The sequence below is a fragment of the Actinoallomurus acanthiterrae genome (assembly GCF_054775715.1).
In genome coordinates this window covers 10,441,400-10,455,376 of record NZ_BAAHCO010000001.1, presented here as the reverse complement: position 1 = coordinate 10,455,376, position 13,977 = coordinate 10,441,400, and the positions used below count along the sequence as shown (strand labels likewise).

The 13,977-nt window shown below is 71.1% G+C and carries 14 protein-coding genes; 12 read left to right on the top strand and 2 right to left on the bottom strand.

The annotated features are described in order from the left end of the window. Window positions 1–20 precede the first annotated feature (20 nt). The 10 genes from mtlA to ACYVF7_RS49300 all read left to right on the top strand — a co-directional run bounded on the left by mtlA (window position 21) and on the right by ACYVF7_RS49300 (window position 8,221). Complete coding sequence (gene mtlA, locus ACYVF7_RS49345; protein WP_460353469.1) at window positions 21–1,157, top strand: mannitol-specific PTS transporter subunit IIC; 1,137 nt, start codon at window positions 21–23, stop codon at window positions 1,155–1,157. Between the two features lie 8 nt (window positions 1,158–1,165). Next, window positions 1,166–1,465 carry a PTS lactose transporter subunit IIB gene (locus ACYVF7_RS49340; protein WP_460353467.1) on the top strand — a complete coding sequence of 100 codons (300 nt, stop codon included), beginning with the start codon at window positions 1,166–1,168 and terminating at the stop codon, window positions 1,463–1,465. Then, the gene (locus ACYVF7_RS49335; RefSeq protein ID WP_460353464.1) at window positions 1,458–1,904 is read left to right on the top strand and encodes a PTS sugar transporter subunit IIA; all 447 of its coding nucleotides are present in this window, start codon (window positions 1,458–1,460) and stop codon (window positions 1,902–1,904) included. The genes ACYVF7_RS49340 and ACYVF7_RS49335 overlap by 8 nt, the downstream gene beginning before the upstream one ends. After that, on the top strand, window positions 1,901–2,935 hold the full coding sequence (locus ACYVF7_RS49330) for a zinc-dependent dehydrogenase (RefSeq protein WP_460353462.1): 1,035 nt from the start codon (window positions 1,901–1,903) through the stop codon (window positions 2,933–2,935). Before ACYVF7_RS49335 ends, ACYVF7_RS49330 begins: the two co-directional genes overlap by 4 nt. A gap of 12 nt (window positions 2,936–2,947) precedes the next feature. Continuing rightward, a complete protein-coding gene (locus ACYVF7_RS49325; protein ID WP_460353459.1) occupies window positions 2,948–3,232 on the top strand; it encodes an HPr family phosphocarrier protein in 285 nt (94 codons plus the stop codon). Further along, entirely contained in the window at window positions 3,225–4,907 is a 1,683-nt protein-coding gene (gene ptsP, locus ACYVF7_RS49320) for a phosphoenolpyruvate--protein phosphotransferase (protein ID WP_460353457.1), read from the top strand. The genes ACYVF7_RS49325 and ptsP overlap by 8 nt, the downstream gene beginning before the upstream one ends. A 206-nt stretch (window positions 4,908–5,113) precedes the next feature. Continuing rightward, on the top strand, window positions 5,114–5,869 hold the full coding sequence (locus ACYVF7_RS49315) for a hypothetical protein (protein WP_460353455.1): 756 nt from the start codon (window positions 5,114–5,116) through the stop codon (window positions 5,867–5,869). 64 nt (window positions 5,870–5,933) lie between these two features. Beyond that, window positions 5,934–6,173, top strand: a complete 240-nt coding sequence (locus ACYVF7_RS49310; protein WP_460353453.1) for a hypothetical protein — start codon at window positions 5,934–5,936, stop codon at window positions 6,171–6,173. A gap of 12 nt (window positions 6,174–6,185) precedes the next feature. Beyond that, window positions 6,186–6,863, top strand: coding sequence for a response regulator transcription factor (locus ACYVF7_RS49305; protein WP_460353452.1), 678 nt, complete (start codon window positions 6,186–6,188; stop codon window positions 6,861–6,863). Continuing rightward, complete coding sequence (locus ACYVF7_RS49300; protein ID WP_460353449.1) at window positions 6,860–8,221, top strand: sensor histidine kinase; 1,362 nt, start codon at window positions 6,860–6,862, stop codon at window positions 8,219–8,221. The genes ACYVF7_RS49305 and ACYVF7_RS49300 overlap by 4 nt, the downstream gene beginning before the upstream one ends. Before the next feature lie 299 nt (window positions 8,222–8,520). Here the strand turns inward: ACYVF7_RS49300 and ACYVF7_RS49295 are convergent, their stop codons facing one another. Continuing rightward, window positions 8,521–9,231, bottom strand: coding sequence for a hypothetical protein (locus ACYVF7_RS49295; RefSeq protein WP_460353447.1), 711 nt, complete (start codon window positions 9,229–9,231; stop codon window positions 8,521–8,523). A 176-nt stretch (window positions 9,232–9,407) separates the two neighbouring features. After that, window positions 9,408–10,169, bottom strand: coding sequence for a DeoR/GlpR family DNA-binding transcription regulator (locus ACYVF7_RS49290; RefSeq protein WP_460353445.1), 762 nt, complete (start codon window positions 10,167–10,169; stop codon window positions 9,408–9,410). A 329-nt stretch (window positions 10,170–10,498) separates the two neighbouring features. Here ACYVF7_RS49290 and ACYVF7_RS49285 point away from each other — a divergent pair, with 329 nt between their 5' ends. Beyond that, on the top strand, window positions 10,499–12,388 hold the full coding sequence (locus ACYVF7_RS49285) for a ricin-type beta-trefoil lectin domain protein (RefSeq protein ID WP_460353443.1): 1,890 nt from the start codon (window positions 10,499–10,501) through the stop codon (window positions 12,386–12,388). Between the two features lie 144 nt (window positions 12,389–12,532). Beyond that, entirely contained in the window at window positions 12,533–13,948 is a 1,416-nt protein-coding gene (locus ACYVF7_RS49280) for a ricin-type beta-trefoil lectin domain protein (RefSeq protein ID WP_460353441.1), read from the top strand. The last annotated feature ends 29 nt before the right edge of the window (window positions 13,949–13,977 follow it).

The following is a 13,977-nucleotide window of genomic DNA, read 5'->3' as shown; positions in this document are numbered from 1 at the left end:
TCGATTATTAGGAGGCCCTCATGGCCACTGCGTACACCCCCGCCGTCACCGGAACCGGCGCCAAGGCCCATATCCAGCGCCTGGGCGGCTACCTGGCCGGGATGGTGATGCCCAACATCGGGGCCTTCATCGCCTGGGGTCTCATCACCGCCCTGTTCATCCCGACCGGCTGGCTGCCGGACAAGCAGTTCGCCGCCCTCGTCGACCCGATCATCACGCTGCTTCTCCCCGTGCTCATCGGCTACACCGGCGGCCGGATGGTCCACGGCCAGCGTGGTGCCGTCGTCGGCGCGGTCGCCACCGTCGGCGTGGTCGTCGGGGCCAAGATCCCGATGTTCCTCGGCGCGATGATCCTCGGCCCGCTCGCGGCGTACGTGCTGAAGAAGGTCGATGAGTTCACGGCCGACCGGACCAAGTCCGGCTTCGAGATGCTGGTGGACAACTTCACCGCGGGCATCATCGGCGGTGCCCTCGCCGTCTTCGGCGTCTGGGGCGTCGCCCCCATCGTCCGCCAGGTGACGACGGCGGCGGGCCACGGCGTCGAGTGGCTGATCCATCATCACCTGCTGCCGTTCGCCTCGGTGCTGATCGAACCGGCCAAGGTGCTGTTCCTCAACAACGCGGTCAACCACGGCGTGCTCGGACCGCTCGGCGTCGCCGAGGCCCTGAAGCACGGCAAGTCGATCCTGTTCATGCTGGAGTCCAACCCCGGCCCGGGCCTGGGCGTCCTGCTGGCCTACCTGTTCTTCGGCCCGAAGGCGCTGCGGCCGAGCGTGCCCGCCGCGATCGTCATCCAGTTCCTCGGCGGCATCCACGAGATCTACTTCCCGTACGTGCTGATGAAGCCGCGGCTCATCCTCGCCTCCATCGCCGGCGGCGCGGCGGGCATCGGAACCTTCATGGTCACCGGCGCGGGCCTGGTCGCCACTCCGTCGCCGGGCAGCATCTTCGCGTACGCGGCCGAGGCTCCGAAGGGCAGTTGGTTCGGCGTCTTCGCGGGTGTGTTCGTCGCCGCCGCCGTGTCCTTCGCCGTCGGCTCGGCACTCCTGGGCTTCGGCCGGCTCGCCGAGTCCGAGTCCGAGTCCGCGGAGGAGACCACCGAAGATGAAACCGTCGTCGAGCGGCCGGCGGCCCGCACCGAACCCCAGGAAGCGTGAGGACGGAAATGAACGGTAAGGACGTCAAGAAGCTCGTGGTGGCCTGCGACGCGGGAATGGGCAGCAGCGTCATGCTGGCCAGCCAGCTGCGCAAGGAGCTGCGGAAGTTCTCGGTCGAGGTGGAGCACACCCCGGTCAACTCCATCCCCGGCGACGCCGACGTCGTGGTCTGCCACGCCGGTCTGGGCGCGCGGGCGAAGGCCTCGGCCCCCGAGACCCCGATCATCACCTTCCAGGTCTTCCTCGGCGACCCGGCGGTGACCCGCCTGGTGACCGCGATCAAGAACGGGAGCGAGATCCATGCCTGACCTGCTCGATCGCGCCGCGATACGCCTGGACGCGGTCGCGGCCGACCGGGACGAGGCGATCCGCCAGTGCGGACACGCACTCGTGGACGTGGGGGCGGTCGACGCCTCGTACGTCGAGACGATGGTCGAACGCGAGCGTTCGGTCCCGACCTACGTGGGGGAGGGCGTCGCCATCCCCCACGGCACGCTCGAGGGCAAGGACGCCGTCCGCCACGACGCGATCTGCGTGCTGCGCTTCCCCGAGGGAGTCGACTGGGACGGGCACCTGGTGAAGCTGTGCGTCGGGATCGCCGCCAAAGGTGACGGGCATGTCCGGCTGCTCTCGGAGCTGGCCCAGATCCTGCTCGATCCGGACAGTGCCCGCGCGCTGCGAGAAAGCGCGAACGTCGAAGAAGTGGTCCGGCTGCTGCAGCCGGCCGCACAGGAGGTTACTCAGTGAAGGTCGCCCGATTCCACGCCCCCGGGGACATCCGCCTGGAGGATGCGCCCGAGCCGTCGCCGGGGCCCGGTGAGGTCAAGATCCGGGTGCGGAACTGCTCCACCTGCGGTACCGACGTCAAGATCTCCAAGTACGGCCACCATCACATCCGCCCGCCCCGCGTCATGGGCCACGAGATCGCCGGCGAGATCGCCGAGGTCGGCGACGGCGTGACCGGGTGGCGGCCCGGGGACCAGGTGCAGGTGATCGCTGCGATCCCCTGCGGGCACTGTGAGGAATGCCGCCGCGGGCACATGACGGTGTGCCCGAACCAGGAGTCGATGGGCTACCACTACGACGGCGGCTTCGCCGAGTACACCATCGTGCCCGCCAAGGTCCTGGCCGTCGACGGCCTGAACCGCATCCCCGACGGCGTCGGCTTCGCCGAGGCCTCCGTCGCCGAGCCGCTCGCCTGCGTCCTCAACGGCCAGGAGCTGGCCCGGGTGGGGGAGGGCGACGACGTGGTGGTGATCGGCGCCGGGCCGATCGGCTGCCTGCACGTCCGCCTGGCCCGCTCCCGGGGAGCCGCGCGGATCTTCCTGGCCGACCTCAACGCCGAACGCCTGGCCATGTCCGCCGAACGGGTGCACCCCGACGCCGCGCTGACCGGCACCGACGTCGTCGACCAGGTGCTGAAGCTGACGAACGGCCGGGGCGCCGACGTGGTGATCACCGCCGCGGCCTCCGGCGCCGCCCAGGAACAGGCCCTGCAGATGACCGCGCGCCAGGGCCGGATCAGCTTCTTCGGCGGGCTGCCCAAGGACAACCCGATCATCGCCCTCGACTCCAACCTGGTGCACTACCGGGAGCTGACGATCGTGGGCGCCAACGGATCCAGCCCCGCCCACAACGCCCGCGCCCTGGACCTCATCGCCACCGGCGCCGTGCCCGTCACCGACCTGATCACCCACCACCTCCCCCTGACCGACGTGTTGAAGGGCATCGACATCGTGTCCCAAGGCACCGCGATCAAGGTCACCATCGAGCCCTGACGAGGAGCAGACATGTCGACGCGTACCGTGGCCATCGCCTCCCGCACCGGCCTGCACGCGAGGCCGGCGGCCCTGTTCGTCAAGGCCGCCGCCGACCAGGACGTGCCCGTGCGCATCCGCGTCGGGGACGGCCCGGCCGTACCGGCCGCCAGCATGCTCGCCGTGCTGTCCCTCGGCGCCGGGCACGGCACCGAGGTCACCATCGAGGCCGACGGGCCGGGCGCCGACGCGGCCCTCGACACGCTCGCGGCCCTGCTCGCCCGCGACCTGGACGCCGAGGAAGCGGCCGATGCCTGACCTCGACGTCCCGGTCGGCGCGCCGCCGCGGCCCCTCCAGGGCATCGGCGTCGGCCCCGGCCTGGCCGCCGGCCCGATGGCGCGGATGGCGGCCCCGCCGGCGCTTCCGGATGCCCGGCCTGTCACAGACCCGGACGGTGAACTCGCCGATGCCGTACGGGCGCTGGAGGCCACCGAGGCCGACCTGCGGGCCCGCGCCGACGCGGCCACCGGCGAGGCCCGCGACATCCTGGCCGCGCAGGCGATGATCGCCGCGGATCCGACCCTGCGGGACGGCGTGGCCGAGCGCGTACGGGCCGGCGAGGACGCTTCGCACGCGCTGCGGACCACTTTCGACCGGCACCGGGAGATCCTCGCCGGGCTCGGTGGCTACCTCGGCGAACGCGCGGCCGACCTCGACGACATCGCGCACCGGGCGATCGCCGCCGCTCTCGGCCTGCCGATGCCCGGCCTGCCGGCGCCCGGGCACCCGTTCGTCCTGATCGCCGACGACCTGGCGCCCGCCGACACGGTCGGGCTCGACCCGGAGACCGTGCTCGCCCTGGTCACCGAGCGCGGTGGGCCGACCAGCCATACCGCGATCCTCGCGCGGGCGCTCGGCCTGCCCGCCATCGTCGGCTGCGCCGGGATCCTCGACGTGCCGGACGGCACGCTGGTGACCGTGGACGGCACCGGCGGTGGAGTCCGCGTGGGCGTCGGTGACGAGGAGGCGGCGGAGGTACGCGCGCGGGCGGACGACGAGCGGGCCAGGCTCGCCGGCGGGCGGGGCCCCGGGCGCACGGCGGACGGGCATTCGGTCGACCTCATGGTCAACATCGGGTCCGCCGCCGACCTGCGGGGAGCGGACCTGGACGGGGTCACCGGGGTCGGGCTGTTCCGCACCGAGTTCCTCTTCCTGGATCGCGGGGACGCGCCCGGCCTGGACGAACAGGTCGCCGCGTACGCCGAGGTGTTCGCCCACTTCCCGGAGGGCACCGTCGTCGTACGGACGCTGGACGCCGGCGCGGACAAGCCGCTGCCCTTCCTCGGCCTTCCGGAGGAGCCGAATCCGGCGCTCGGCGTGCGCGGCCTGCGGGTGGCCCGGGACCAGCCGCACATCCTCGAGACCCAGCTCGAGGCGATCGCGCGGGCCGCCGAGCGCACGACCACGGACGTCTGGGTCATGGCCCCCATGGTGTCGACCCCCGTGGAGGCGGCGGACTTCGTCACGCGGGCCCGGGCGTACGGGCTGCGCACGGCCGGCGTGATGGTCGAGGTGCCGGCCGCGGCCCTGCGGGCCGAGCGCCTGCTCGAGGTCGCCGACTTCCTCAGCATCGGGACCAACGACCTCAGCCAGTACACCCTGGCCGCCGACCGGCAGTCGGGCGCCCTCGCCGACCTGCTCGACCCATGGCAACCGGCCCTGTTGCAGCTGATCGGGGCCTGCGCGGCCGCCGGTGGGCGCGCGGGCAGGCCGGTCGGGGTGTGCGGTGAGGCCGCCGCCGACCCGGCCCTCGCGCCGGTGCTGGTCGGCCTGGGCGTCACGAAGCTGTCGATGAGCCCGCGCAGCGTGCCCGCCGTACGCGCACGCCTCGCCGCGCACGAGCGCGCCGCATGCGAGGAGCTGGCCCGGCTCGCGCTCGACGCCGCCGACGCCGCCGCGGCCCGGGCGTCCGTGCTCTCCGCGGGCCCCTGACGCCGGCCTCGAAAGAATGCCCCCCGCCGTCGCGGGGGGCATTCTTTTTGCGCTCGGCCGCCATTTCATTAGGGCGGCTTAAATTAACGGACCAGAAATGCACGTCCTCAACGTTCGTTATGCGGCTCTTAAGTGGCAGCTAAAGTATCACCATTGATTTCCGACTATAAAGGAGGTGTCAGCAAAACTCATCGAGGAGGAATTCGATGAACCGAGTACGTGCGGGTCTGGTCGCACTCACGGGGGTCGCGATGGTCGGCGCCGGAGTGTTTCTGCCGGCCGGGTCGGCGACCGCGAAGACGGTCACGGTCACGGGTGATCTGCTCGACACCTGCCCCGACTCCGGTGTGACCGTCCCCTACAAGGCCGACCGGTGCAAGTTCGTCCCGGAGAGCCAGGAGTCGTTCCAGTCGGACTTCCATGTGCCGCAGAACGACGAATACGCCTGGAACTGCACGACCGCCCCGCAGGACCACCAGTACCAGATCACCGACACCGTCGAGGAGTCGAACAGCTTCGGGATCAGCGGCGGCCCCAAGTTCAAATTGACGGACGCCATCGAGATCGGGGTGGAGGCCAGCTACGGCCACGTCTGGAACAAGGGCCACTGGACCTGGAACGGCGACACCCACCACGTCCAGCCCGGCAACGTCGGCTGGCTCGAGCTCTCCACGGAGATGCTGAAGGTCAACGGCCACTGGCAGATCAACTACGGGGACCGGGTGAAGACCTCGGACGACGGCGACCCGCACTTCGAGTGGTACGTCGGCGGCTCGGTCACCGACGACAAGGACGCCGGCACGCACAACGTGACGTTCAAGGAACGCCCCATGACCGACGAGGAGAAGAACCGGGTCTGCGGCGACAACGGCCAGGGCCCCGGCGAGGGCTCGCCGGGCCTGCGCAAGGAGGTCCAGAACATGGTGGTCACGCAGGACGCGGCGGGCAACGTGCGCAAGTGACCGCCGGGGGCCGGGCGGCCACGGCCGCCCGGCCCCTTCGCGCGCTCGCGGAATGGAGACCGAAATGAGCATCCGCATGGCCGGAAAGCCGCGGCCGGTGACCATCCTCGTCATCGCCGCCGCGAACGTCGCCACCCTCACCACGGCCGTCGTCGCCCTGCCGGCGACCGCGTCGCACGGCACCAGGGCCCATCGTTCCGAACGGCACGCCGAATACGCGAAGAGCGTCAACGTCGACGAGATCTCGCAGGTCATCGCCGATTATTCGGCCACGAGAAAGCGGATCCGGCGAGAAGGCCGGTAGTACAGTTTCGTCATGGCGAAGGTATTAGTGGTGGAAGACGACGCCGATGTCCGGACCGCACTTGTACACGACCTGACCGAACGCCGTCACTCCGTTCGCAGCGTCGGGGCCGCCTGGGAGGCGCTGCGCGATATCTCCGACCGGCCGCCCGACGCCGTTCTGCTGGATCTCGGGCTCCCCGATCTCGACGGTTTCGAATTGCTCAAGATGCTGCGCGCGGTATCCGAGGTTCCGGTCATCGTGGTGACCGCTCGCGATGACGATCAGGAAGTCGTCCGGCTGCTGAACGCCGGGGCGGACGATTATGTCGTCAAGCCCTTCACGATCGACCAGCTGGAGGCGCGGCTCGGCGCGGTTCTGCGGCGTGCGCGCGGTGGCGGCGAGTCCACGGTCATCGAGGTCGGCGGGCTGCGCATCGACGTCGTCCGGCGGGAGGTGAAGCTCGATTCGCGGCCCATCGAGCTGACGCGGCGGGAGTTCGACCTGCTGGCGTTCCTGGCCTCGCGGGCCGGGGAGGTCGTCCCGCGCGCCGATCTGCGGTCCGAGGTGTGGCAGCAGCCGTACGGCGACGACCAGACCATCGACGTGCACCTGTCCTGGCTGCGCCGCAAACTCGGCGAGACCGCCGCCGCCCCGCGCTACCTGCACACGGTGCGCGGCGTCGGGTTCAAGCTCGTGGATCCGACGTGAGGCGATCGCTCGCGCTGGTCGCGCTGGCGGTGACCTCGATGGTCGCGCTGGCCTTCCTGATCCCGTCCGCCCTGGTCGTACGCGAGGCGGCGGCCGACCGGGCGGTCATCCGCGCCCAGCGCCGGGTCGGCGCGGTCCTCCCGGCCGTGGTGGCCTCCGGCGATCCGGTCGCGGTGAGCCGGGCGATCGCGGGCGCGTCCGCCGGCGGCCGGGACCGCATCGGCGTGACGATGCCGGGGGGAACGCGGATCGGGGAGCCGCCGGCGGTGTCCCCGGCGGTCATCGCGCGGGTCCGCGACCAGGGGCAGGCGCTGGAGACGAGCGCCGACGAGCGGCGGGTGGTCCTGCAGCCCGTCCCGGCCGGGAACGCGGGTCTGGCCGTGGTGGAGGTCGACGTGGGCGCCGGCCGCCTCCCGCCCGGGGTCGTGCCGGCCTGGATCGTGATGACCCTGGTCGCCGTGTTCCTGGTGGCGTGCTCGATCCTCGCGGCGGACCGGCTGGGCCGCAGAGTGGTCGGCTCCGCGCGGCGGCTGGCCGGCGCGGCGGCCCGGCTCGGCGCCGGCGACGTGACCGTCCGCATCCGCCCGGAAGGGCCGCCCGAGCTGGAGGAGGCGGCGTACGCCTTCAACGCCATGGCGGATCAGATCGCGCAGCGGCTGACGGCCGAACGCCAGTTCGCGGCCGACCTGTCGCACCGCCTGCGCACGCCGCTGACCGCCCTACGCCTGAACATCGACCGTCTCGGCCAGGGACCGGAGATGGGGAAGGCGCGCCTGGCGATGACCCGCATGGAGCAGGAGATCGACATCGTCATCAAGACAGCGCAGCGCCCCGGCGGGGAGCACGCGACGACGACGTGCGACGCGACCGAGGTCGTACGCGACCGCGTCGCGTTCTGGTCGGTGCTGGCCGAGGACCAGGGCCGCCGCTGGCGGCTGACCGGGCTCGACCGCCCCGTGCCGGTGCCGGTCGGCCGCGGTGAGCTCGCGGCCGCCCTGGACGCCGTGCTGGGGAACCTGTTCCACCACACGCCCGAGGGCACGGAGTTCGCGGTGACGATGCGGACCGGCCCCGACCGGGTCGGCGTCCTGGTCTCCGACGCGGGTCCCGGGATCGCCGATCCCCAGCTCATGCTGCAGCGCGGGAGGTCCGGCGGCGGCTCGACGGGTCTGGGCCTGGACATCGTGCGCCGGCTGGCGGAGTCCACCGGCGGTGAGCTGCGCATCGACCGATCCACCCTGGGAGGCGCGCAGGTGGGTGTCTGGCTGCGCACGACCGTCGTACGGCGGAGGCGCCGCAGGCGGAGCCGGGCGGCGCGACTGCTTCCAGGCCGCCCGGCCGACCGCGCGTCGTCGTGAGCCCCGTCGGCCGGTCTCGCGCCGGAGCCTCGTCGGTCGGTCGCGCGTCGTCGTGAGCCTGGCCGGTGCGAGCCTGGTCGCCGGCACCGCCTCAGCTCCATGCCGTCTTGAGGACCGCCACCGCGCCGGAGTCTCGTCGGTCGGTCGCGCGTCGTCGTGAGCCTGGCCGGTGCGAGCCTGGTCGCCGGCACCGCCTCAGCTCCATGCCGTCTTGAGGACCGCCACCGCGCCGGAGTCTCGTCGGTCGGTCGCGCGTCGTCGTGAGCCTGGCCGGTGCGACCCTGGTCGCCGGCACCGCCTCAGCTCCACGCCGTCTTGAGGACCGCCACCGCGTCGGCGATCGAGCAGCCCGGTGGCACCGCCAGGAAGGCGATGTTGCCGTTGGCGTCCCGGGTGCGTCCCTGGATCGTGTCCTGGCAGGCCGCGTCCGCCCGGATCGCCGTGATCTTGAAGAACCGGCCGACGTCGCGTGTGCCGTCGCCGATCTGCTGGATCGACGAGCTCCACCGGCCGCCCTGGGCCCGCACCGGGCCGTCGTCGGTCAGGTAGAACCGCCCGTCCGGGGCGTAGACGAAGATGCGCAGGACGTCGCCCCGGAGGTCGCCGACGCGTCCGTGGACCAGCACTCCGGCCCGGCCGTTGACCTTGGCCTGATCCGGGGGAGAGGTGATCGTGACGGCCGGGGCGGCCGTCGGCGTCCGTAAGGGAGCGGACCGGGTCGGCGTGGGACGGGTCGGCGTGAGACGGGGACGGGCCGACGCCCGCGGTGGCCTCGGAGTGGGCGTGCGATTCGCGGCGGCGGGCGTGGTGCTCGGCGGCGCCGGCGACAGCGGGACGACCACCGGCAGGGCCTGGTGGGTCTCGGTCCCCGCCGCGTAGATCTCCTGGATGCCGCAGTAGGAGGTCACGACGGCGCCGGAGGTGACGAGCAGCCAGACCGCGGCGTACTTCCGTTTTCCGCCGAGTGGCCGGCTGCGACGTCTGTGGCCGGGCCGGGGGGAACGCGTCATGTTCGGCCTCCGCTTCCGCGTAGGCGCCACCGGTCGATGCCCGTTTGGCTGTCTTCCCGGTTGCTTCTACTTTTGTTTAGCGCCTTTTATGTGGGCTGTCAACGGCGTCGTCAGTCGCCGCAAGGTAATCGGTAATACGCAACCCAAGGCTGCGGAGGTTCAGCGTGTGATCCGCGTCACACGCGAATGACCTCCGGGCCCTCCGCGGCGAGGTCCGCGGCGAGCCCGGCGTCCAGGCCGGTGTCCGTGATCAGGATGCTGACCTCGGACAACGCGGCGAACCGCGCGAGGTAGTCGTTGCCGACCTTGGTGTGATCGACGAGGACGACCGTGCGCCGCGCGGCCTTCATCATCGACTCCTTCATCGCGGCCTCGGCCGGGTCGGGTGTGGTCAGCCCGGCCTCCACGGAGCATCCGTTCGTGCCCATGAACGCCACGTCGACGCGAAGCCGGTCGAGCGGCCGCATCGCCCAGTCGTCGACCGTCGCGAGCGTACGCCCGCGGACCCGGCCGCCCAGCATGATCACGTTCAGGTTCGGGCGCGTCGCGAGGACCGTCGCGAGAGGCGGGGAGTTGACGATGACCGTCAGCTCCCGGTCGCTCGGCAGGACCTCGACCAGACGCCCGGTCGTCGAGCCGGCGTCGATGATGACCGATCCCTCGTCGGGCAGCTCGGCGAGAGCGGCCTTGGCGATGCGCTCCTTCTCGGCCGTCAGCACGGCGTCGCGGGCCGCGAGCGCCGGCTCGAAGCCGAGCCGCTCGACGGGGATCGCCCCGCCGTGCACGCGGCGCAGCGTGCCCGCCCGCTCCAGGACCGTCAGATCCCGGCGGATGGTCTCCATCGTGACGCCGAAGTCCTCCGCGAGCGTCACGACGTCGACCCGGCCGGCCTCACGGGTGCGGCGGAGAATCTCCTGCTGGCGTTCTTCGGCGTACATGATGTTGGTCCGCTGCCTGTTTCTACGTTGTTTTCCTTTTGGTATCGCCATCGATGTGCGTCGTCAAGCCGCGCCGGCCGGGTCGTCGCCTCTCCCGGGGCGGCCTGCTCCGTGGCATAAGCATCCGTTAAGGCGCGCATAAGGGTGGGGCGGCGGTCCGCTCGGTATAACGGATCGGCCGCCCTCCCCGGCGGGTTGTCCAGGCACAACGACTTTGTTGACACCTTGTTTTAAGGCGGTTAGTGTCCGGGATGACTGATAGGAAGCCTTCCTGTCAGTTGCCTTCGGGGGAGGCTGCCACACTCCGCTCCGGACCGAAGGGAAGCACCGTGCTCCATCGCGTCGACCCCGCGCGTTCGCACCGGTCCATCACCCTGCCCCTCTGCGCGCTCCTCGTCCTCATCGCCGCGCTGGTGAGCGGCCCGGCCCCCGCCAGGGCCGCGGGCGAGTCCGTGAACATCTGGCTCACCACCACCGACGACTCCGGCGGACGCCACGTCACCCGCGGCCTGCAGCAGCAGACGCCGGTCACCTTCGGCACCGGCGGCAGCGCGAACCAGACCATCACCGTGGACGAGAACACGAAGTACCAGCGGTTCACCGGTGGCGGCGCGTCGTTCACCGACACGGCCGCCTGGCTCATGAACAGCAGCGGCGCGCTCAGCTCCGCCACCCGTACCCAGGTCATGCAGAAGCTCTTCGACCCGTCCGCCGGGATCGGGCTCAGCTTCCTGCGGAACCCGATGGGCGCCTCCGACCTGGCGCGCTACAGCTACTCCTACGACGACATGTCCGCCGGCCAGACCGACCCCACGCTCGCGCACTTCTCCATCGCGCACGACCTGGCCGACGTCCTGCCCCTCACCAAGCAGGCCCGGCAGCTCAACCCGAACCTCACGGTCATGGGCACGCCGTGGAGCGCACCGGCCTGGATGAAGGACAACGGCGACTTCAACAACCCGGGCTGGCTGCAGTCCCAGTACTACGCGGCCTACGCCCAGTACTTCGTGAAGTACCTCCAGGCGTACGAGGCGCAGGGCGTGCACATCGACTTCGTCACCGCGCAGAACGAGCCGACCTGCTGCAACGGCTACCCGTCGATGAGCTGGAACGGCTCGGGCCTGAACTACTTCACCAAGACGAACCTGCTGCCCGCGCTGCACGCGGCGGGTCTGTCCACCAAGGTCCTGGCTCTCGACTGGAACTGGGACACCTACAGCGGCTACGGCGCACCCGTCGTCGACGACTCCACCATCCGGAACGACTCCCTCTTCGGCGGGATCGCCTGGCACGGCTACGGCGGCGACGTCGGCGAGCAGACCACGGTGCACGACCAGTACCCCGGCGTCGACGCCTACGACACCGAGCACTCCGGCGGCACGTGGGTCGGCGACCAGCAGAAGGAGGACATGCACAACATCGTCGACTACACCCGCAACTGGGGGAAGAGCGTCACCAAGTGGTCCCTCGCCGTCGACCAGAACATGGGCCCGCACAACGGCGGCTGCGGCACCTGCACCGGCCTGATCACCGTGCACAACGGCGACTCCCGAAGCGGCCAGGTCGACTACAACATCGAGTACTACGACATGGGCCACCTGACCAAGTTCGTCCGGCCCGGCGCGTACCGGATCGCCTCCACCGCGAACAGTTCCGTGCCCAACGTCGCCTGGCAGAACCCGGACGGGTCGAAGGCGCTGATCGCCTACAACGACAGCGGCGCCTCCCAGTCCGTCAAGGTGAACTGGGGCGGCCAGTCCTTCGTCTACACGCTGCCCGCCCACACCACCGCGACCTTCACCTGGGGTGGCACCCAGAGCGGCGGCGGTGGCACCACCGGCCAGATCACCGGCATCGGCGGCAAGTGCGTCGACGTCGCCGGCGCGAACAGCGCCAACGGCACCGCCGTCCAGCTGTACGACTGCAACGGCACCACCGCGCAGCAGTGGACGGTCGGCTCGGACGGCACGATCCAGGCCCTTGGCAAGTGCATGGACCTCACCTCGGCCGGCACGGCCAACGGCACCCAGGTCCAGCTCTACGACTGCAACGGGACCGGCGCCCAGCAGTGGACCCGCGGATCCGGGTCGGCCGTCGTCAACCCCGCCTCGGGCCGGTGCCTGGACGCCACCGGCGTCAGTTCCGCCAACGGCACCCGGCTGCAGATCTGGGACTGCTCCGGCGGCTCCAACCAGCAGTGGACGCTCCCCGGTTCCTGAGCCCCACCTGAACCCGAACCTTGAGCCCCACCTGAACCTCTCCGCACGGGCTCCCGGGCGACCGCCCGGGGGCCACGGTCCCGGGCGCCCGCCCGTGACCCCTCCGTCGGCGTACGCCGAAGACCCCATCAGGAGGATCCCCGCATGTCCCGTCCCCGCCTGAAAGCACTGATCGCGGCCGCGATACCGGTCGCGGGCCTGCTGTTCGGCACGAGCCCGGCATACGCCGCCTCGGCGAACCCCGGCCCCGGCTTCCCCGCCCACTACGCCGCCCCGTACGTCGAGACCTGGGGGTCGACGTCGGCGATGGCGACCGCCCAGTCGGCCACCGGGCTGAAGTACTACACGCTCGCCTTCGTCATCGGCGGAGGCGGCTGCAACGCCACCTGGAACGGCGACACGGCCATCGACAACAGCGGCTGGCTGACCGCCATCAACAACCTGCGCGCCTCCGGCGGCGACGTCATCGCCTCCTTCGGCGGCGCCTCGGGCACCGAACTCGGCCAGGCGTGCGGCTCGGTGTCCACGTTGGAGGCGCAGTACAAGAAGGCCATCGACACGCTCAACCTGACGCGGATCGACCTCGACATCGAGGGCGCGGCGCTGGACGACACGACCGCGAACGACCGCCGCAACCAGGCCCTCGCCGCGCTCCAGCAGCAGTACGCGGCCGCGGGCAAGCACCTGGACGTCGACTACACCCTCCCGGTCGACCCCTCCGGCCTGCTGTCCGACTCGCTCAGCCTGCTGAACAACGCCAAGAGCCGCGGCGTCACCGTCAACGCCGTCAACATCATGACGATGGACTACGGCCCGTCCATGGACATGGGGCAGGCCGCGATCAACGCGGCGACCGCGCTGCACGGCCAGCTCGGTCAGATCTGGACGTCGAAGACCTCCGCCCAGCTGTGGGCGATGGAGGGCAACACCCCGATGATCGGGGTGAACGACTCCACGAACGAGGTCTTCACGACCGCGAACGCCTCCTCCCTGGAGAGCTTCGCCGCGAGCAACGGCATCCAGGAGCTCGCCTACTGGGCGCTGGGCCGGGACAAGGCCTGCGCGAGCAACGGCACCCTGTCGGACACCTGCAGCGGGACCTCGCAGAGCGCCTATCAGTTCGCCCGCACCTTCAACGCCATCACCGGAGGCGGCGGCACGCCCCCGCCCACCGGTTCCACCGGCCAGATCACCGGCTACGGCGGCAAGTGCGTGGACGTGGCGGGCGCGAACAGCGCGAACGGCACGGCGGTGCAGTTGTACGACTGCAACGGCACGACGGCGCAGCAGTGGACCGTCGGTTCGGACCAGACGCTGCAGGCGCTCGGTAAGTGCATGGACGTGACCGCCGCCGGTACCGCCAACGGCACGCAGGTGCAGCTGTACGACTGCAACGGCACGGGCGCGCAGAAGTGGCAGGCGGGCTCGAACGGCTCGCTGGTGAACACGAACTCCGGGCGCTGCCTGGACGCCACGGGCCCGAGTTCGGCCAACGGCACGCGGCTGCAGATCTGGGACTGCGCGGGCAGCGCCAACCAGAAGTGGACCCTCCCGAGCTGACCCGGCGCCCCCATTCCAGCTCGAACCGA